At 53.2% G+C, this 21,193-nt stretch carries 11 protein-coding genes; 9 read left to right on the top strand and 2 right to left on the bottom strand.

All coding sequences use genetic code 11. The features are described 5' to 3' along the window. Positions 1-27: 27 nt before the first annotated feature. Both DUE52_RS17650 and DUE52_RS17655 read right to left on the bottom strand, forming a co-directional pair. Entirely contained in the window at positions 28-1,806 is a 1,779-nt protein-coding gene (locus DUE52_RS17650; RefSeq protein WP_114407359.1) for a glycoside hydrolase family 9 protein, read from the bottom strand. A gap of 104 nt (positions 1,807-1,910) precedes the next feature. After that, entirely contained in the window at positions 1,911-2,468 is a 558-nt protein-coding gene (locus DUE52_RS17655; RefSeq protein ID WP_114407360.1) for a sigma-70 family RNA polymerase sigma factor, read from the bottom strand. A 372-nt stretch (positions 2,469-2,840) separates the two neighbouring features. Here DUE52_RS17655 and DUE52_RS17660 point away from each other — a divergent pair, with 372 nt between their 5' ends. The 9 genes from DUE52_RS17660 (at position 2,841) to DUE52_RS17700 (ending at position 21,120) form a co-directional block, all read left to right on the top strand. Continuing rightward, positions 2,841-3,092, top strand: a complete 252-nt coding sequence (locus tag DUE52_RS17660) for a hypothetical protein (protein ID WP_114407361.1) — start codon at positions 2,841-2,843, stop codon at positions 3,090-3,092. A gap of 291 nt (positions 3,093-3,383) precedes the next feature. Further along, entirely contained in the window at positions 3,384-6,437 is a 3,054-nt protein-coding gene (locus DUE52_RS17665; RefSeq protein WP_114407453.1) for a SusC/RagA family TonB-linked outer membrane protein, read from the top strand. An 11-nt stretch (positions 6,438-6,448) separates the two neighbouring features. Next, a complete protein-coding gene (locus DUE52_RS17670; RefSeq protein WP_114407362.1) occupies positions 6,449-7,942 on the top strand; it encodes a RagB/SusD family nutrient uptake outer membrane protein in 1,494 nt (497 codons plus the stop codon). A 124-nt stretch (positions 7,943-8,066) separates the two neighbouring features. Continuing rightward, the gene (locus tag DUE52_RS17675; protein WP_170315700.1) at positions 8,067-10,427 is read left to right on the top strand and encodes a DUF1549 domain-containing protein; all 2,361 of its coding nucleotides are present in this window, start codon (positions 8,067-8,069) and stop codon (positions 10,425-10,427) included. Positions 10,428-10,482: 55 nt separating this feature from the next. Beyond that, on the top strand, positions 10,483-11,916 hold the full coding sequence (locus DUE52_RS17680; RefSeq protein WP_114407363.1) for a DUF1501 domain-containing protein: 1,434 nt from the start codon (positions 10,483-10,485) through the stop codon (positions 11,914-11,916). 399 nt (positions 11,917-12,315) lie between these two features. Beyond that, on the top strand, positions 12,316-15,525 hold the full coding sequence (locus DUE52_RS17685) for a SusC/RagA family TonB-linked outer membrane protein (RefSeq protein ID WP_114407364.1): 3,210 nt from the start codon (positions 12,316-12,318) through the stop codon (positions 15,523-15,525). A 49-nt stretch (positions 15,526-15,574) separates the two neighbouring features. Continuing rightward, complete coding sequence (locus DUE52_RS17690) at positions 15,575-17,083, top strand: RagB/SusD family nutrient uptake outer membrane protein (protein ID WP_114407365.1); 1,509 nt, start codon at positions 15,575-15,577, stop codon at positions 17,081-17,083. A 411-nt stretch (positions 17,084-17,494) separates the two neighbouring features. Further along, positions 17,495-20,188: a c-type cytochrome gene (locus DUE52_RS17695; protein WP_114407366.1), complete on the top strand. Its 2,694-nt coding sequence runs from the start codon at positions 17,495-17,497 to the stop codon at positions 20,186-20,188. A gap of 143 nt (positions 20,189-20,331) precedes the next feature. Beyond that, entirely contained in the window at positions 20,332-21,120 is a 789-nt protein-coding gene (locus DUE52_RS17700; protein ID WP_114407367.1) for a 3-keto-disaccharide hydrolase, read from the top strand. The last annotated feature ends 73 nt before the right edge of the window (positions 21,121-21,193 follow it).

The following is a 21,193-nucleotide window of genomic DNA, read 5'->3' on the forward strand; positions in this document are numbered from 1 at the left end:
GATGGCAAAATCGGATGGCTAGCTTCTTCAGTGAGCCGACTGCAACGCTTCCAATGCCCCGGCCAGATACACCAGCGGAGCATTCCAGTTGATCGCAATTTCGTTGGACGCGTAGGAACAGGACGCATCGATGAACAGCTCATCCGCCGACGTGGCCGTGTAGCCTTCGCACTTGTCCTGTTTGGGTGCATTGCCGTTAGGGCCACCCGACAACAGGCCCGGAACCGGGGCTTCAATGCCATCGGCGACCGAGGGCCGGTGGTGCGGATTCATCACCGGTTTGTCGCCAAAACCGGTGACGAAGCAATAGCCGGTGGCATTGCGGCCCAGCAAATAATCGAAGTTGGTTAGGGCGTTGCGCAGGTATTTTTTGTCGTTCGTCAAGCGATACGCCTGAACCAGCGCAATGCCCTGATTGGCCGCGACCGCGCTACTGCCCCAAATGTAATCCCGCGCCGACTTGCCCATAACAGTTTGGTAGGCCTGTTGGTCGACATCCCGGATCAGTTCATCGGCAAAACCGGTCAGCCGTTTTTTGAGTTGCGGAAGGTCTTTCTGACCCAGTGGCGTCAGGCTTTTCTCAAACCGGGCCAGGGTGTAATACCCCAGCAGCCGAACCTGCGCCCAGGAGGGCAAGGGCATTTTTTCGTCCGGAAACAGGTTGACCGCCGTATAATAGGCCTCGTTCTTCGTGGTTACGTACAATTCAGCGGCCGCCCAGATCCACTCGTCGCTGGCGTCGCGGTCGCCGTATTCGCCGGTAACCACATCCGGGTCGAACGCTTCATTCATCGCATTCTGGCGGTAGTACTGATTCGGATTTTTCCTGGCCCACGCCCACGCCCGAACGGCAGCCGTCACGCAGGAGTCCGACAAACCCGGCAATTCCCGGCTCAACGGTTTGAAAATCCGCCCGGCCTGCGCCATCACAGCCGCAAAGTCGAGAGCCGCCGTGATGCTTTTCTGAACGACATACCGTTCCCTGGTGGCTTTGTCGGGCATCACCATGCCGTCGAAGCGGGCGTTGGTCAGTTTGTGATAAACCCCGCCGTCGGCTGGATCCTGCATGGTGAGCATCCAGCGCAGGTTCCAGAGCGACTCGTCCAGAATGTCCGGTATCTTATTCTCACTTTCGGGAATAGCGGTTTTGAAGGTCTGGCAAAACTGCGGAAAGTCTTCGTAGAGGGCCAGCAGCGTTCCGGTCGTAATCCCCGAATTGACAATGTATTTGTTGTAATCTCCGGCATCGTACCACCCGCCCGGCGACGACAGAACCGTACCCGCCGGACGCCCTTCCGAAACCGCCGACGGATGCACCAGCACCTGCGCATCTTCCCGGACATGACCCGCCGGACGGCTCCACTGCCCGGCGTATCGGGGGGGTAAATCCGTCGAAACCCGTTGATAATAAAAACCTTTCAGCGAACCAACGGCGACCGCGCGGTGAACCTGGGCCTTGATGTCGAAGGGATAGGAACGACCCAGACCGGGAATCAGAACGACAAACGTGCCGGTGGCTTTCAGCGCGGAGAAATCCGCCGTCCGGGCGGTTTTGCCCGAAATCGCATTCTGGCGGGCTTCGCTCAGTGTGCCTTTAAAAACCGTTTTCTTCAAATCCGGCGTGGTGATCCGGAATTCACCCGAGGCATTGCCAACGACAATGGCAACTTTGGTGGCATTGGGGTAAAAGCCGATCTGATTCAGGCGAATGTTGGTGGAAAGCGGTTGTGTTTGGGCAAAACCGGCGTCCAGCACCAGTAGAAAAGACAGCAAAACAGAAAATTGGGCAGGTTTGGGAAATCGCATGGACGTAGATTTTAGTCAAATCTACAACGATTCTAGGCGTTTACGGTTTCTTCAGAGTCGAATTTGCATGAAAATCAGGCTGCGAATCCTGTTGTATCTACTCCTTAAACCGCCCCTACATATTCTTTTAAATGACACCGGAGCGTTCGCAGCGATTGCATGATGTGGTATTCGACCGTTCGTTCCGGGATGCAAAGCTGAAGCGAAATTTCACGAACGGAGTGGTTTTCCATCCGGTTTAGCCGGAAAATCTGCCGGGTTTTGTCGGGCAGATGCGCGATGCCCAACTCCAGAGCTTTGGTCAGATCGTCGTAGGCCAGCAAATTTTCAGTATGGCAATCGTGGTCGGACAGGCTGGCAATCTTGAAATTTTCGTATTTCTGCCGAATCAACACGGCTTTGATTTGATTTAGTATTTTGTATTTGACTGCTCCGAATAAATAATTCTTCAGATCATCGATCTGAACGGTTTGCCGCCGTTCCCACAAATCCACAAAAAGATCCTGAACCAGTTCTTCGGCATTCTCCTGCGAGTACAATTTTTTCCGGGCTACGGCAAAAAGCGGATGCCAAAACTTGCGGTAAATCGCCTGAAAAGCCTCTTCGTCCCCAGTTTGGAAGAGTTTTACCAAAACGGCATCACATAAAACCGAGTAGTCCATAGAAGATAGCGATAGTGGGTCTGCCTTACCATTTTTGCGGAGGACACTCCCCAAAAAGAATAAATTATTATTCTAAGATTCCCATTTTATGCTTACACGCTATCCTGTACTTACCTGTGTTTACGTACCCGTAAAATGGGTCACAACAAGCCAATTCACGGATTAGTCCTATTTTACCCAGTATTCCTTTACGGACTGTCCGTGGCGTATTCCTGCCTATAACAAAACAAAGAATTTTTAGAAATTACCCGCATAATAATATAAATATTTAATTATTTAACAGTACGATTTGCGGTTTATCTTCTCAGGATTGACGTACCGGTATAGTCAATTCCCTGCCCTATACTGACGATTCCGGATTTGTGACTGAGAATGCAAACGAATCACAAAAGCTTTTTGGAACTGCTCCAGCGCTACATGGATGGTGTCTGCTCATCGGAAGAAAAACAGATGATGGACTACTGGTATAGCTTGCTGGATCAGGATCAGGAAGAAAAAACCGGTAAGCTCTCCAGACAACAACTGGAAGAACGGCTGTGGACAAAAATTCAGCATCGGGTCCAGCGGAAAAATGAATCCGAAAATCACACAATCAATCTCAAATGGTGGCAGCACGACGAATAAAGCACCGTTGCCCCAGGACCTTTTCTTTTTTTCACTAAACCCAAGACCAATGCGTAAGACACTCTACCGATGCTCCCGAAAGTGGCCAAACCGATCCTGATCTGCCCCGCCACGATTTGCTCTTTTCTGTCAAATCAAACGCCGAACTCCCTGACTATAAGCCAGTTCGCAAACCGCAAAAAAAAGTATCCATTGTTCTACTTCCTTAACAAAAAAGCAATGAAAAAACGCTTACAATTCATACCCATACCGGGTAATTTCATTCGGGCTTCGTTCCTGCTGTGCCTGCTGATGCTGGCCGTAACGAGTCTGTATGCGAATGAAAATGTCCCGCTCGACCGAACCATCACCGGCACCGTTAAAGATGAAAAAGGCGAAGGCCTGCCGGGTGTCAGCGTCGTGCTGAAAGGCTCCACCAAAGGAACCTCTACCAATGCGGATGGCAGCTACCGGCTGGATGTTCCGGAAAACAACGCTACCCTTATTTTCTCCTTTGTGGGGTATCTGTCGCAGGAAGTGGCCGTCGGCAACCGGACCCGGGTCGATGTGCAACTTTCCGTAGGCGACCGCTCCCTCGATGAAGTGGTCGTGGTGGGATATGGTTCGCAGCGGAAACAGGATATTACCTCCGCCGTATCGGTCATCAACATGAAAGACATCGGCGAACAACCGGCCAACAACATGAACCAGATGTTGCAGGGCCGGGCCGCCGGGGTCGTCGTGAAGCAGAAAAGCGGAACTCCCGGCGGTACCTTCGAGGTTCGCGTACGGGGGGTCGGTTCGCTGGGCGCGGGTAGTAATCCCCTGTATGTTGTCGACGGATTTGCAGTTGGAACGGACATTGGCCCCAACCTGAACCCCAACGATATCGAAAGCATCTCGGTGTTGAAAGATGCCGCGTCGACGGCCATTTACGGAGCCCGGGGTTCGAACGGTGTCGTTTTGATTACGACCAAAAATGCCAAAGAAGGAAAAACCAATATCAATTTTTCACTGGATTACGGGATTCAGACCCTGCCCGACTCCCGGCGGGTGAAAATGCTGAATGGCGTAGAATTTGCCCAGTTCAAAAAGGAAATCTTTGAAGATCAGATTCGTATCCTGCAAAACCGGGAGCCAACACTGGAAGAGGTGCCGATCGGTTTCCGCTATCCGGAACAGACGAAATACTCAACCGACTGGTATGGCCTGATCCTGAACAACAACGCGCCCTACACCGATGCCAACCTGACGATTTCGTCCGGTCAGGGGCCACTTAAGGCACTGTTATCGGTGGGTTATTACAAAGAAGATGGTGTCGTCAAGCATACGGATTATGACCGGATTTCGGTGCGCTCCAACCTGGGCGGGCAGGTCAACAAATTCATCAACGTAGGGCTGAACATCAACGGAACCTATACCCGGCAAAACCAGGCGAACACGAATGGCCGGAGTGCCTTGTTGGGCGGTGCGCTGCTGATGGACCCGCGGGATACGCCCTACAATGCCGACGGGAGTCTAAAACCGTATAGCAACGGTGTCGATGGTGTTTTTGGCTTTCCGAACCCACTGTATGTGCTGGAAAATGTACTTCGCAGAAGAAGCATTGCCGACCTGCTGACCAACGCATTTGTCGAAGTATCGTTTCTGAAAAATTTCAAGTTCAGAACCTCAGCCAACGTCAAACTGAATAACAACACGTACAAGGAATATATTCCGTCCACCATTGGTCTTTCCGTAGCATCCGGTACGGCAGGTGCCCCTCCGCGGATTGCCACCTCAACCAATACGACCGAAGAACTGGTCAACTACTCGCTGGATCAGTTGCTAACGTATAACCCCCAAATCGGCGATCAGCATTCCCTTGACTTTCTGGTCGGTTATACGGCTCAGCAGGAGCGGGTGCGCGGGTTTTCCGGCACCGGGAATACTTTCCCCGATGACCTGGTTCCCTACTTAGGAGCGGCATCCATCCGGTCTTCCAATTCGTACGAATTCGGCTGGGTCAACCTGGCCGCATTGGCCCGGGCCAACTACTCGTTTAAAGACAAATACCTGTTCTCGGCTTCGTTTCGCCGGGAAGGAAGCTCACGGTTTGGGGCGAAAAACAAGTACGGGACGTTCCCGGCCGCTTCGATCGGCTGGCGCGTAACGGAGGAATCATTCATGCCGAAAACCGACTGGCTAACCGACCTGAAACTGCGCGCCAGCTTTGGGGTGACGGGAAACAACGACATCGGTAACTACCCGAGCTTAGCGTTCGTCGGAGCCAATAACTACATTCTGGGCAACTCCTTCGCAGCCGGTAAAGTGGTAAGTTCGTTTGCCAACTCCGAACTGAAGTGGGAAAAATCGAACCAGTTAGACATCGGGATGGACCTGGCCCTGTTTAATAACAAGCTGACGTTGAATCTCGAATACTACAGGAAGATTACCAACGACATGCTGCTGCCGATTTCGATTCCGGCCGTATCCGGTTTTACCACCAGTTTGGCCAACATCGGGAAAGTACAGAACAAAGGGGTTGAAATCGGGGCTGATTTCCGGACCAACATCGGCGCGGTGAATTTCCGGACCAATGCCAACATCACCTTCAACCGCAGTAAAATTCTGGAGATCAAGGGCGCGAACGACATGCTCTGGTATGGCGGTTTCTACGGTGGCTACAACGTTCAGAAAGTGGGTCGCCCCATCGGGATGATCTATGGCTACCGGAAGTTGGGCATCTTCAACACGCAGGCCGAAATCGACGCGGCACCGAAGCAGGATGGGGCCATTCCGGGTGCCATGAAGTTCTTTGATGCCACCGGCGATGGCGTGATTTCTTACGACACCCAGGACATGGTGGAAATCGGCAACCCGAATCCGGCCTTCAACTGGGCCTGGACCGTGGCCGCCGACTACAAACGGTTTGACGTGAACGTTCTTTTTGTGGGTGCCCACGACTTCGATGTATATCGAAACATCGAGGCTTCGACGATGAACATGGACGGTGTTTTCAACGTGCTCGACAAAGCGAAAGACCGCTGGCGGTCACCCGAAAATCCGGGTTCCAACCCAAACGCGAAAAACTCGCAGGGCGGTACCAGTTACTTCAAATGGTCGCGGGAGAGCAGCGAACGGTATGTCTATGACGGCAGCTATGTCTGGCTGAAAACCGTCACGCTGGGATACACCCTGCCCAAAGTCAAATCGGTGCTGAGCGATGCCCGGATTTTCGTGACGGCGAACAACCTGTTCCTGTTTACCAAATACCCCGGAAACAACCCGGATGCCGGTGTTCGGGGTGGAACCGAACTCAACAACGACGATGAGTCGTATCCGATTCCGAGAACGTTTGCCGCTGGTCTCAAACTGAACTTTTAATTGACACAGACATGAAAAAAATAACGGTTATAGGTACAATTCTGCTGAGCATAGCCCAGTTTTCGTGCTCGGATGATATGCTGGTAACGACCGATCCCACCCGGATTGGTGCTGACCTTTTTTACAAAAACGAAACGCAGTTGTTGCAGGCTCTGAATGGTGTATACGGTCAGTTGCAGGGCATTACCAATACAGCCTACATCTTTCAGGAATTTCCGTCGGACAACACAACCCTCGACTTCAACCCGCTCGATCGCGGGGGCGCGGCTGGTTGGGAAGCCTTCGAGTTTTCGACCGTCAACCAGGGAAATGGTGAAATTTCCAACGTCTGGAACCAGTACTATTCCATGATGTACAACATCAACTACGCGCTGGAGAAAATCGCGGGAAGCACGGTCGATGCCGCCATCAAAGCCCCCATCGAAGGCCAGTTGAAGTTTATCAGAGCCTACGGCTACTTCAATCTGGTTCAGTATTTTGGCGATGTCGTGCTGGTCACCCAAACCCTGGCCAACCCGGATGCGGCCTTTGAACTGACGCGTTCTCCGCAGGCCGAAGTCTGGGCACAGATTGAAAAAGACCTGAAAGAAGCCGTTGCCGTTCTACCGGCTACCTATCCGGCGGCTCAACTGGGCCGGGTCACGAAAGGGGCTGCGCTGAGTCTGTTGGGCAAATCGTATCTGACCCAAAAGAAATACGCCGATGCTGTCACGACGCTGAAACAGGTGACCGGTTACACGTTAAACCCGTTGTATGCCGACAATTTCAATCCGGCCAGAAAAAACGGCCCTGAATCCATTTTCGAGATTCAGTACCAGGGTGGAAATGACCTCGGCGAGTGGAGCAACTTTGCCTACGTCTTTGCACCCCGGCTGTCGGCAGGTGCCGTAACCGGTTTTGCCAATACGCCCCCCGCGGGTCGGAACATTCCGACCAACGACATGATCGCGGCCTACGAAACCGGCGACTTGCGCAAAGATGTTTCGCTAAAAACCAGCTATACGCTGGGCGGCAAGGAATTCGCCATCCCGTACGTCATCAAGTTTACGCATCCCCACACAATTACGGGCCGGACGGACAACAACTGGCCGGTGTTGCGGTATGCCGACGTGCTGCTAATGCTGGCCGAGTCGATCAACGAAGCCACCGGACCTTCGGCCGAAGCGTTCGATTACCTGAATCAGGTGCGCAAACGGGCGGGTCTGGCGGCCAAAACCGGTCTGGATAAAGTAGCCCTCCGCGATGCGATCATGAAAGAGCGCCGGGTGGAGCTGGCGTTTGAAAACCACCGCTGGTTCGATTTGCGGAGAACGAAAACACCCGCCGAATTAACCGCCTTCATGAACGCCTATGGTGCGAAAGAAAAAGCAAAACCGACTGTCGACCGGGGCGGTATTGCGTTCAACGCGCTGGATTATGTGTTTGCCGACAACGAGTATTACCTCCCGATTCCGGCCCCACAAATTCTGATCAGCAGCAAACTGACTCAAAATCCGGGGTACTAAAGGAAAGTGCAGGATAGTTAATCGTAAAAAATGCACCTTATTGGACGGAATACTGTTAAAGTAGGATTGATCCGTGCAGTAAGGTGCATTTCCTATAAAACCCTCAACTAATCCCTATTACAAAGTGACCATTTTGACAGAATCCTTTTGGCTTTGGCAGTTTCTGGGTCGTCTGCATCCGCTGATCGTCCACTTTCCGGTCGGTTTGCTCTGTGTGGCCCTGTTGCTGGAAATCATTGGCTGGTCCCGCAAGTCCAACGACCTGCGGGCCGGTATTACGGCCCTGGTCTGGATCGGTGCCATCAGTTCGGTAGTGGCCGCGGTCTTTGGGCTCATTTTGATCAACCAGGAAGAATACGGCGGAGATACCGTCACCGTTCACCAGTGGTCGGGGCTTACGACCATGGCCCTGGCCATTGTTACCGGTTTTGCACTCCGTTCGGGCCGACTGGCGTTGTACCGGGGCCTGCTGTTTCTAACGGTTTTCGGCGTTAGCATTGCCGGCCATTATGGTGCCTTGCTGACCCACGGCGAAGACTATTTGACCAGCGTTTTGCCCTTCGGCAAGGACGCGAAAGCCCCCTCGACGACGGATCCGAATCTGGCCTTCATCAGCAATACCAATCAACCGCTAACCGACAAGCAGATCGAGGACCTAAACCTGGAAGTCCGGTCGATTCTCGCCCACAATTGCTACAGTTGCCACAGTGCGACCAAAACCAAGGGAGAACTGCGGCTGGATAAGAAAGAATTACTCTTCAAAGGGGGCGAAAACGGCGTTATTCTGAAAGCCGGCCACCCCGAAGACAGCGACATGATCCGGCGGGTCAAGCTCCCGGCGGGTCACGACGACGCCATGCCAACCAAAGGCAAGCGACTGACGGACAAAGAAATAGCGATCCTCGAATTCTGGATCAAACAAGGTGCGCCCTGGCCCAGTGGTACCGAAAAAAGCATTTACCGCGTGGCGGCTCTGGAACCCCGGATGCCCGCCATTCCGGCCGCTACCGGTGACCTGGTCAACCCGGTCGACCGGTTTGTCAACGTCTATTTCCAGAAGAATAAAGTGGCCTGGAAAACCGTCGTCGACGACCGCACCTACCTGCGCCGGGTGTATCTGGACGTGGTGGGATTACTACCGACGCCCGACAAAATTGCGTCCTTCACGGCGGATACCCGACCGAACAAGCGGGAAATTCTGGTGACCGAACTGCTGAACCGCAACGAAGACTACGCCCAGCACTGGATCACGTTCTGGAATGATGCGCTGCGCAATGACTACTCCGGAACCGGTTACATCACCAAAGGACGCTTCGACATTACGAAGTGGCTCTACAGTTCCCTCAAAACGAATAAACCGTACAACCAGTTTGTACGCGAACTGATCAGCCCGACCGAAGAATCGGCCGGCTTTATCAAAGGCATCAAGTGGCGCGGAACCATCAACTCAAGCCAGAGCACCGAAATGCAGGCGGCCCAAAACGTGTCGCAGGTGTTGCTGGGCCTGAACCTGAAGTGTGCTTCGTGCCACGACAGTTTCATCAGCGACTGGAAACTGGCCGACGCCTACGCCTTCGCCAACGTATTCTCCGATACGACACTGGAAATTCACCGCTGCGACAAACCGACGGGCAAAATGGCCGGCACCGGCATTCTGTTCAAAGAACTGGGAACCATCAACGGAAAAGCCCCCACCGAACAGCGGCTCCGCGAACTGGCCGAGTTTATGGTGCAACCGAAAGATGGCCGGCTCTACCGGACACTCGTGAACCGAATTTGGGCGCAGTTGATGGGCCGTGGTCTGGTCGAGCCGGTCGATATGATGGACAACGAACCCTGGAGTCAGGATTTGCTGGACTGGCTGGCGTCTGATTTTGCGGCCAACGGCTACGACATCAAGCGGTTGATGACCACCATTTTAACTTCGAAAACCTACCAGTTGCCGTCCATCAGCGTGAAAGATCCGGCCCTGCTCACCGCCCCGACCTTCGTGTTCGAAGGCATGGTGCGCCGTCGGCTGTCGGCCGAGCAGTTTGCCGACGCCGTTAGCATTGCCTTCAACCCGGTTTACGGGGATTCTTCCCTGGCTACCAAGCTTTTACCGGAAACCATCAAGCAGGAAATTCCCTTCCCACGGGCATCGCTGGTGAAGAACGACCCTTTCCTGACGGCTTTGGGACGGCCCAACCGCGAAACCGTCAGCACCAGCCGGACCTCGCAGGCCAACCTGCTGCAGGCACTGGAGTTGACCAATGGAGCCAAGTTCAACGACGCGTTGAAAAAAGGCGCGCAGATCTGGAAAGCCAAATATCCTTCGTCGGACCAGATCGTCAAAGAACTCTACCGAAACGCCCTGGGGCGCGAACCGCAACCGAAGGAACTGGCGGTTGCCGAAAAAATTGTGGGTAAAACCCCGAGTATCGAAGGCATCCAGGATCTGGTCTGGGCCATTAGCCTACACCCTGAATTTCAGTTGATCAATTAAAAACCACGAAACCTGTTAGGTCTCCAAGACCTAACAGGTTTTAAAATAGAACACCATGAAGAACAGTTGGAACAGACGGGAGTTTCTGCAACGCGCCAGTGCGGCAACCATGGCGGCACTGGCGGCAGGCGCTCCCATGGCAAGCCTCCTGTCAGGCTGTAAAACCAAGAAAATCGGCCAGACCGACGGCACCGCCGACACGGTTATCCTGCTTTGGATGGCCGGGGGCATGGCCCATACCGAAACGTTCGACCCGAAGCGCTATACGCCTTACGAAAAAGACATGGAGGGCAACCGGGTCCTGAGCACGTTCAAATCGGTTCCTACGGTTTTGGACGGCATTCATTTTTCGGAAGGGCTTCAATCCATCGGCAAGGTGATGGACAAAGGGACACTGATTCGCTCATATGTCTCGGCCGACCTGGGACACATTCTGCACTCGCGTCATCAGTATCACTGGCATACCTGCTATGAACCGCCCCAAACCGTGGCGGCTCCGCACATCGGTTCCTGGATTGCCAAGGAACTGGGGCCTAAAAACCCGGTAATTCCGGCCTTCATCGACATCGGCCAGCGGTTTACGGTGGGCGAAGCGGAAGAATTGAAGGCGTTTCATACCGCTGGTTTTCTGGGGAATGAATTTGGTCCCTTCTTCATTCCCGACCCCAGCCAGGGGCTGGAAAGCGTCCGGCCACCGGTGGGCATGAACGCCAGCCGGTTCGAGCGTCGCAACCAGCTCTACAACGACCTGGTGAGCAACAGCCCGATTGGGGAGTTTGGCAGTGATTACCAGAAAGAATCGCTCAAACGGTCGATGGAACAGGCCTATATGCTGCTGAATTCGCCGGAAGCCAAGGCGTTCGACCTCAGCACCGAGCCGAAGGAAAGTTACGACATTTACAACACCGGTAAGTTTGGGCTGGGGTGTCTGCTGGCGCGTCGGCTGACCGAACAGGGTGCCCGGTTTATCAGCGTAACCACTGAATACGAGCCGTTTAAAGGGTTCGATACGCACGAAAACGGCCACACCCGAATGGTCGATATGAAAAAGTTGATCGACGGTCCCATTGCTCAACTCATCAAGGATCTGGACAAAACCGGGCATCTGGACCGGACGATGGTGATTCTGGCCAGCGAGTTCAGCCGCGACATGATGGTAGAAGGCCGCCCCGGCGAAAAAGTAAAGGAGCAGGTGAACCAGCCGGACATTCTCTCCGACATGAAATTCTACGGGATGCACCGCCATTTTACCGACGGAGCCTCCGTGCTCATGTTCGGGGGTGGCATCAAAAAAGGGTTTGTATACGGAAAAACCGCCGACGAACGGCCCTGCAAAAGCATCGAGAATCCGGTCAAAATCGATGGCATTCACCAGACCATCTACCACGCTCTGGGCATTGCACCGGATACCCAGTACGAAATCGAAAAACGACCGTTCTACACGACACCTGACGGAAAAGGGAAAGCCGTCATGGAGTTACTCGCCTGATACACGGCGTTCTTTTACGCGAATTCTGAAGCTTCGGGATTCGCGTAAAAAATCCCTCCAGCTAAAAAAACAGGCTTTTTTACTCAAAACAGTAGAGTAAAGGATAGTCATTGGCCTGCCTTTTTGTTAATTGAACTAATTTTATAAATACTTGCAATTTGCTCATTCAATTAATTGGATGATAGTGATTTTTCCGCGTGATTTAATCACGCTATGCCAAGACCATCCTTATAACCTGAAATGTACATTCAACCACTTACTACCATGTCTTAATCAAAACCCGTTAGAAAAACCCATGATCCGGAATCGCATTGGTTTCAGCGACCGGATCGATGCCAGACAAACGTTTTTTTTGAACCCTGGGACTTCGAGATCCCTAAACCTTCCAACATCTCTATTATGAAAAAATGCATTACCTCATTGGGCAACTCCCAACGCTATGCAAAACGGCTCCTGGTACCGTGCCTGTTTGCCAGCTTATTCACCACGCCTGCCTGGGCCAATCCCGACAGTTACAAGAATGGCCCGGAAAGCCGGTCGACGATAAACCGGGAAGTTCTTCTGGCCGATGTTACCGGTACGGTAACCGATGAAGCCGGCACCGGTTTGCCGGGTGTCAACGTCGTGGTAAAAGGTTCCAGTTCCGGAACGACCACCGATGCCGAAGGCCGGTTTAAAATTTCTGTACCCAACGGAAGAGCCGTTCTGGTGTTCAGTTCGGTGGGATATCTGAAACAGGAAATCGCCGTTGGAAGCCAGACCAGCCTGACGATCAAACTGGTTCCGGATGACCAGACGCTGTCGGAAGTCGTCGTCGTGGGTTACGGTAGCCAGTTGAAGAAAGAAGTAACCGGTGCTGTTCAAACCGTTACAGCAAAAGAACTCAAAGACATTCCGGTTTCGCAGATCACCCAAAAACTGCAGGGTCGTCTGGCCGGGGTTCAGATTAACCAGGCCACGGGTAAACCGGGCCAGGGAATGTCGGTTCGGATTCGGGGCCAATTGTCGGTTTCGGCCGGTAGCGAACCCCTGTATGTGGTCGACGGTTTCCCGATTACCGGGAGCATTGGTGCCATCAACCCGGATGAAATTGAAGATATTTCCGTTCTGAAAGACGCATCTTCGACTTCGCTATACGGTTCGCGGGCGGCCAACGGCGTGGTGCTGATCACGACCAAACGCGGAAAGGTCGGCCAGACCAACATCAGCTTCAACGCTTTTGCCGGCGTGCAGCAGGTGCCGGAACGGGGTCGGATCAAAATGCTGAATGCCGTTGAATTTGCGCAGTTCAAAAAGGAATTCTATGAAGACATGAACCAGGCGGTTCCGGTTGAATTCCAGAACCCGTCGCAATATGAAGGCAAAGACAACGACTGGTATGGTGCCTTGCTGCGGACCGCACCCGTGCAGAGCTACAACCTGACGATTACGTCCAACACGGAAAAATCCAGAACCGCCATTGTGGGTGGGATTTTCAACCAGGAAGGCGTCGTTCTGAATAACAAGTACCTGCGGTATTCGCTGCGGATGAATACGGATTATGACATCTCCCCGAAAGTACGCGTCGGGTTCAACATCGCTCCGCAGTACGTTTTTGACAACACGCCCCGCACCGATGGTGACCGCGGAACCGGGATTCTGTTCAACGCCCTGCACACCTGGCCGGTCATGCCCATTCGGGATGCCAACGGCGAACTGACCAAGTTCAACCAGTTTCCGGGCAGCACGGGGAACATCTTTGCCTACCCGAACTGGGTGCGCGCTGCGGAAGAGCTGGTCAACGAAACCAAGCAGACCAAGTTACTGAGCAATGCGTATGTTCAGTACAGCCCGATCAAAGGGTTGAATCTGAAATCGACCGTCAACATCGAGTATGAAAATAACAAGTTCTTCTTCTTCAACCCATCGACGGCCACCAGTGCTATCAACGTACCGATTCCGACCACGGCGGTTTCGATCCGGCAAAGCCTGGAAAACATCGGCTGGCTGAACGAAAACACGGCGACGTATTCGCGGACGTTCGGCGATCATAACTTCGAAGTGCTGGGTGGTTTTACCAATCAACGCTACCGCCAGGAATTCTCCCGGATTCAGGCCGATACCTACGCGGATGACCGGCTGCCAACCATCCAGGGCGCACTCAACATCAACCGGGGCGGCACCCAGAACGGGATCAACGAATGGACGCTGACCTCGCTTCTGTCGCGGTTGAACTACAACTACAAAGGCAAATACCTGTTTACGGCTTCGATCCGTCGGGATGGTTCGTCGCGATTCGGGGCAAACAACCGCTGGGGTACGTTCCCATCCGTTTCGGCGGGGTGGGTCATTTCGGATGAAGATTTCCTGAAAAGCACCCCACAGATTTCGTTTGCCAAACTGCGGGCCAGCTACGGGGTGATCGGGAACAACAACATCGGTAACTACACCCAGTATGCCCTGGTCAACAACACCGTCAACGCCGTGTTTGGCAATACCGTTGCTACCGGCGCCGTCGTTACGTCGCTGGCAAACGCAAATCTGGGCTGGGAAACCACCAAGCAGTTGGATTTAGGGCTGGACCTGGGCCTGTTCAACGACCGGATTCAGTTTACCTATGACTATTATCAGAAGAACACCACCAACCTGCTGTACAGCGTTCAGATTCCGCAGGAAGCCGGCTTCGGGAACTTCTTTGACAACATTGGTGAAATTAAATTCTGGGGTCATGAATTTGCGCTGAACACCCGCAACACCGAGGGCAAACTGAAGTGGACGACCAATGCCAATATCTCCTTCAACCGCAATGAGGTTGTCGCTCTGGCTCCGGGCATCGACCGGGTCTATGGAACCTTCCACATCACGCAGGTGGGACAACCCTTCGGTCAGTTCTATGGACTGCAAAAAGAAGGATTTTACCGGAGTGCCGAAGAACTCGCCAATTCGCCGATCATTCCGGGCCGCTCGGCCATCGGGACCATCAAAATGAAAGACGTCAATGGCGATGGGGTCATTACCTACGGTGGTGATGCCGATGACCGGACCATCATCGGTACGCCGTTCCCGAAATTCACCTACGGTATTGTCAACAACCTGACCTACGGCAACTGGGACCTGGCGATCGTTGGCTCCGGCTCGTATGGCAACCAGCTTTGGATTCGTCACCTCTACAGCACGGCCAACCTGGACGGCGTTTTCAACATGGTAGCGGGCGTGAAAGACCGTTTCCGGGTTAAAAATGTGACGAATGCCGCTGGTCAGGGCGTGGCTACGACCGTGATCACGGAAGGAAACGGCATGTTTGGCGCGACGAACAATGGCGGTAACTTCACCGGAGTTGAACGCGACTGGAACAGTTCACACTTCCTGGCCGATGCCTCGTTCTTCACGATCAAGAACATCACGCTGGGCTACAACATGGGCGCGGTCAATAAGTTTTTCAAATCCGCCCGGATCTATGCCTCCGTTCAGCAGGTGTACGTCTTCACGAAATACTGGGGTGGCCCAAACCCGGAAACCAGTGCGCAGGGGGATGGCAACGGCGATGGCGGAAACCTCAGCCAGGGTGTCGATCTCTCGAACTACCCGGTTCCGCGTACCTATACGCTGGGTGTTAACCTGAATTTTTAAAAGACAAAATTCAGATCAACTTTCGACCATCTTTATCTCCTTTACCGGAATGAAAAAAACAATCATACTCTTTGGTCTTCTGGGGCTTCTATCGACGGGCTGCCAGGACGATTTTCTATCGGTCGTTCCCGAAACAAGTCTGAGTTCGGCCACCTTCTTCAAATCACAGGCCGATTTTCAGCAGGCTGTCAATGCGGCCTATGTGCCGCTGCGGCAAATCAACAACGAACGGGCCTGGGTGTTGGAAGAAATGCACTCCGACAATACCTACTACGCTCGGAATATCCTGTTTGGCGCGGTGGACAATACTGAAAACGTGGCCGACTTTGCCATCCCAACGGCCAATGGCGTAACCGCCAACGACAACGTTCTGGTGATTTACCGGCTTTATTTTCAGATCGTTGCCCGCACCAACCAGATTCTGGCCCTGATCGATGGCGTGGAATTCGATGCCGCTGTTAAAAGCAATCTGAAAGGACAGGCGCTGTTTCTGAGATCATACGCGTATTTTGAACTGGCCCGCCTGTTCGGAAAAGTACCGCTGCATTTAACGCCGGTTACGGGCCGCGAAGAAGCCGCCCTGCCCCTGGCTACGACTGACCAGCTCTACGCCCAGGTGGAAAAAGATGCGACGGAAGCCGGGAGCCTGCTGCCGAACAAAGCCACTCAGGAAGCCGGCCGGGCCACTTCCGGAGCGGCTAAAACGGTTCTGGCCAACCTCTACATCGTTCAGAAGAAATGGGCACAAGCCGAAACCGTGCTGAAGGATGTTATAGCCAACGGTGGCTACGCCCTCGTTCCGGACTATGCCAACACCGTTTCTACGACCACGGCCAACAAGAACAATTCGGAGTCGATCTTCGAAGTGCAGTATATGGAAGGGGCTGCGGGTTTCAATGGCAACCAAATTTACCGCTTTATTCCTGCGCCCATTACGATCGCCGAGTTGGCGCCGATAACCGGCACTTCGAATCCGCAGGCGATTTCGGGCGAAAACAACAACATTCCGACCCCCGACCTCATCGCGGCTTATGAAACCGGCGACAAACGGAAGGATCTTTCCATCGGTTATGTTACCCTGAGCCAGAGTCAGCGGGAGAACAAGGTGTATCCGTACATTAAAAAATACGCAAAAACGCACTCGGTTCACAACAACACCGGCCAGAACTGGCCCGTTTACCGCTATGCCGAAGTGATCCTGTTTATGGCCGAAGTGCTGAACGAACAGGGAAAAACCGCCGAAGCGGCTCCCTTCCTGAACCAGATCCGGACGCGGGCGGGGCTACCCGCAACCACAGCCGCTAACCAGACGGCCATGCGGGAAGCCATTTTCAAGGAACGCCGGGTCGAACTGGCTTTTGAAAACAAACGCTGGTTCGATCTGGTCCGGACGGGCCGGGTCAAGGAAATCATCGGTGCGCATGGTGCCCGGGTGAAAGCCAATCCGCTGGATTATTATTTTCCAAAAGGGGCCGTTCCTCCGCCAAATGCCTTCACGGTTTTGGACGACTACTATCCCCTTCCGGCCGTTGAAGCGGCTTTGACTCCGCACTTTTAAGATTGGTTATTCTGCCGGTTTCGCTTCTGAAACCGGCAGAATAGTTCATAGTACGCTTGACCAGAATGTTGACGGTGCTTTCTTTTTTATTCAATCAGTAAGAAGGCTTTTCTTTTACCTTATTACACCACGGTTTAGCCACCGGGGAATACGTTCAACGCCAAACCCGAAATAACCCGGAGCCGCAAGGCCCATTTTATCCATTCAGCAGTATCGTATAGAATTGAACCATCTCGCAGAACTCAAACCGAGAGAAAAGAATAAAGATCAAAGAATAAAGACCATTTTCCTCGTCCCGGATTCAAGTCTCTTTTCTCTTGTCTAAAATCTTTACTCTGGTATTCAAACTCAACGGCTTTGCCCGACGTCCGGGTCGACAAGCATTTTTTACTGTATAAACCCTAATTACTTATGTTTTCTACGTACAGATCGGTCAAGTTAATGCTATCGGTCTCGGCACTTGCTCTAGTGGGCGCTTCGTGGGTCGGTTTAAACTACCCGGAAACGAACCGGCAGGGGGCCGAAAGTCCGAAGGTCGACAAACTAAAACTACTGCCCGGTTTCAAGGCAGAACATTTGTACAGCCCTTCCGAAAATAACCAGGGTTCCTGGGTTTCGATGACATTCGACGACAAAGGGCGTATGATCACTTCCGATCAATATGGTGGACTTTTCCGGCTCAAAATTCCGGCCATCGGTTCCGGTTCGACGAAACCCACCGTCGAAAGACTCAGCGTTGGAAAAGATACCTTAGGAATGGGGTATGCGCAGGGGCTGCTGTATGCATTCAACAGCCTCTATGTCATGGTGAACAACCGGTCGAACCCCCGGTTTCCGAAGGCCAGTGGCCTATACCGCCTGCAGGATACCGACAATGACGATCAATTCGACAAGATAACCCTGCTGAGAGAATTGAAAGGGGAAGGCGAGCACGGCCCGCACAGCATCGTGTTGTCACCCGATAAAAAATCGCTGATTGTGGTGGCAGGTAACCACACCGACGTACCCCCGATGGATGCGTATCGGCTTCCTTCCAACTGGAAAGAAGACAACCTGTTTCCGCTCATTAAGGACCCACGCGGTCACGCCAACGACCGGATGGCCCCCGGCGGCTGGGTCGCCACAACCGACCCCGAAGGCAAGCGCTGGGAACTGCTCGGCGCCGGTTTCCGGAACGAGTTCGACGTTGCCTTCAACGAAGCAGGTGATATGTTTACCTACGATTCGGACATGGAGTGGGATTTTGGCACGCCCTGGTACCGCCCGACCCGAATTTGCCACGTTCCGAGTGGGGCCGAATTTGGCTGGCGCACCGGGAATAGCAAATGGTTACCCGGCAATCCGGACAACTTACCGCCCTTGCTAAACATTGGTCAGGGTTCGCCCACCAACGTATTCTACGGAGCGAATGCGAAGTTTCCCCAAAAATACCGCCAGTCCCTGTACGCATTCGACTGGAGTTTTGGGATTATCTATTCCATCCATCTGAAACCGAAAGGAGCAACTTACGAGGGCGAACGGGAAGAATTTATCTCGGGTTCACCACTTCCGCTCACGGATGGCTCGATTGGCCCCGATGGTGCCATGTATTTTCTGGTGGGCGGTCGCCGGCTGGAGTCCGATCTGTACCGGGTTTATTACAACGGTTCTGAATCCACTTCAACCACCCCGCTAACACCAACCGTTACGGCTGAGCATAAGCTCCGGACCAACCTGGAACAATACCACCTGGAACCCAACCCGGCAGCACTGGCAGCCGCCTGGCCGCACCTGAGCCACCCCGACCGGTTTGTTCGTTATGCTGCCCGGATTGCGGTTGAACACCAGCCCGTTGCCCAATGGCAGGATAAGGCACTGAACGAAACCAACCCGCAACGGGCCACGCAGGCCATTGTTGCCCTGGCCCGGCAAGGCAGTGAATCTGCCAAAAGCGGAGCCATCAACACCTTGCTGAAGATCAATTTTGCTCAGCTTCCGGAGTCGCAACAATTTGACGTTCTGCGTGCATTTGAATTGATTTTCCTGCGGATGGGTGCGCCGGCCGACGCCGACAAAGCCAAAGTTATTGCGTACCTGAATCCTCATTATCCGGCCAAAACCGCGTTAATGAACCGGGGTTTGAGTAAGGTATTGATTTACCTGGAAGCGCCGGGCGTAGTGGCCAAAACACTGGCGTTGATGGACAAAAAAGACGAGCCCGGTATGGCCGACCTCAATCTGACCCCTGCGACGGCCTCTTCGGACCTCATTTTGCGCAATCCGCAATACGGACTGGACATTGCCAAAATGCTGGAAAAAGTACCACCGCTGCAACAGACGTATTATGCCGTCATGCTGAGCCGCCAGGAAACCGGCTGGACCCCTGAACTGCGGAACAAGTATTTCACGTGGTTTGGCAATGCCTTCAAATACCAGGGCGGTCGCAGCTATGTAGGCTTTATCGACCGGGCCCGGAAACTGGCGTTGGCACACGTTCCCAAAGACCAGTTTGAAAAATACAACAAAATGTCGGGCGCGGATTTGCTAACGACGAACGGGAATGATCTGGCGATGGGCTACGCTCCCAAAGGACCGGGTCGGCGCTGGCAACTGGACGACGCCGTTGCGGCTGTCGGGACGGAATTGACGGGACGGAATTTCGAAGAAGGCAAAAAAATCTACGGGGCCGTTCTGTGCAGCCGTTGCCACTCGATTCAGGGTTCGGGCGGTGACATTGGCCCGGATCTGACGCAACTCGGCACCCGGTTTTCGAACAAGGACATGCTGGAAGCAATCATCAACCCGAACAAAGCGGTTTCTGATCAGTATGCGTCCACGATCTATTACCTGAAAAACGGACAGTCGGTGTTGGGGCGGCAGCTTTCGGAAGACAAGACAAGCTACACCATTTCGCAGAATCCGTTTGCGCCGGATCAAACCCGGAAAATTCTGAAGAAAGACGTAACCTCCACCAAGTATTCCACCGAATCGGTCATGTTACCGGGTCTGATCAACAGCCTGAACCCCGAGGAACTGAAAGACTTGATGGCGTATCTGAAAGCCGGTGGCAACCCTGAAAATCCCGTCTACAAAGGCGGAACCGGGGCGGCAAAAGGTGATAAGTAAATAAACGTTCCTCAATCCCCTAAAGGGCAGGGCTGTTACATTTGCCCCCCAGCCCCCTAAAGGGGGAGTTTTCTCGCGCTCCAAGCTCCCCCTTTAGGGGGCTGGGGGGCATTAGTTGTTCAAGTGTAAAAATTAAAAATGCGATGTTGAAAAAAGCAAAGTATAAATTCCTTCCAGTTGGACTTCTCCTGGCGGCCGTCCTAACCGGCGGTTTGACCACCGGCTGCGTAGGGCAAACGAAGAAAGAAAAGAAAGAGGGTTTCGTAAAAATATTCGACGGAAAATCCCTGAAAGGCTGGGATGGCGACCCGGTTTACTGGAAAGTCGAAAACGGCAATCTGGTGGGTGAAATCACGCCGACCACGCTCTTGAAAACCAACTCCTTCATCATCTGGAAAGGTGGCCAACCAGCGGATTTTGAATTGAAAGGCGAGTTCAACATCACCGAAAGCGGCAACTCCGGCATCAATTACCGCAGCGAGCAACTGACCGACATTCCGTTTGCCCTCCGGGGCTATCAGGCCGACATCGACGGTGCCAACCGCTACACGGGTCAGAATTACGAAGAACGCAAACGGACGACGCTGGCCTATCGTGGTCAGAAAACCACCATCAAGCCTTACACGGGTCCCGCAACGCCGGAAGGAATTCGGTCCAATGTCAGCAAAAATGCCTGGAATGGCCTGACCGTAACCGGTTCGCTGGGTAGTTCCGACTCCTTGAAGACTTTAATTAAGAAGGAAGACTGGAACACGTTTCACCTGATTGTGAAAGGCAATAAGCTGCAGCATTACGTCAACGGGGTTTTGATGAGTGAAGTGACGGACGAAGACACCGTCAACGGAGCCGCCAAAGGCCACCTGGGTGTCCAGGTACACGTCGGCCCACCCATGAAGGTGCAATACCGCAACCTGATGCTGAAGCAGTTGTAATTAATTGGTATTCGGTTTACGGTATTCGGTTTATGGTAGCTGACGCGAGAGAAAAGCATGCGTCAGTCCCGGC

The organism is Larkinella punicea, assembly GCF_003334855.1.
GTDB classification, from domain to species: Bacteria; Bacteroidota; Bacteroidia; order Cytophagales; family Spirosomataceae; genus Larkinella; species Larkinella punicea.

Coding starts and splice junctions, on each gene's coding strand:
- DUE52_RS17690 (WP_114407365.1), top strand. CDS start 15,575: ATGAAAAAAACAATCATACTCTTTGGTCTTCTGGGGCTTCTATCGACG.
- DUE52_RS17670 (WP_114407362.1), top strand. CDS start 6,449: ATGAAAAAAATAACGGTTATAGGTACAATTCTGCTGAGCATAGCCCAG.
- DUE52_RS17680 (WP_114407363.1), top strand. CDS start 10,483: ATGAAGAACAGTTGGAACAGACGGGAGTTTCTGCAACGCGCCAGTGCG.
- DUE52_RS17695 (WP_114407366.1), top strand. CDS start 17,495: ATGTTTTCTACGTACAGATCGGTCAAGTTAATGCTATCGGTCTCGGCA.
- DUE52_RS17650 (WP_114407359.1), bottom strand. CDS start 1,806: ATGCGATTTCCCAAACCTGCCCAATTTTCTGTTTTGCTGTCTTTTCTA.
- DUE52_RS17685 (WP_114407364.1), top strand. CDS start 12,316: ATGAAAAAATGCATTACCTCATTGGGCAACTCCCAACGCTATGCAAAA.
- DUE52_RS17700 (WP_114407367.1), top strand. CDS start 20,332: ATGTTGAAAAAAGCAAAGTATAAATTCCTTCCAGTTGGACTTCTCCTG.
- DUE52_RS17665 (WP_114407453.1), top strand. CDS start 3,384: ATGCTGGCCGTAACGAGTCTGTATGCGAATGAAAATGTCCCGCTCGAC.
- DUE52_RS17660 (WP_114407361.1), top strand. CDS start 2,841: ATGCAAACGAATCACAAAAGCTTTTTGGAACTGCTCCAGCGCTACATG.
- DUE52_RS17655 (WP_114407360.1), bottom strand. CDS start 2,468: ATGGACTACTCGGTTTTATGTGATGCCGTTTTGGTAAAACTCTTCCAA.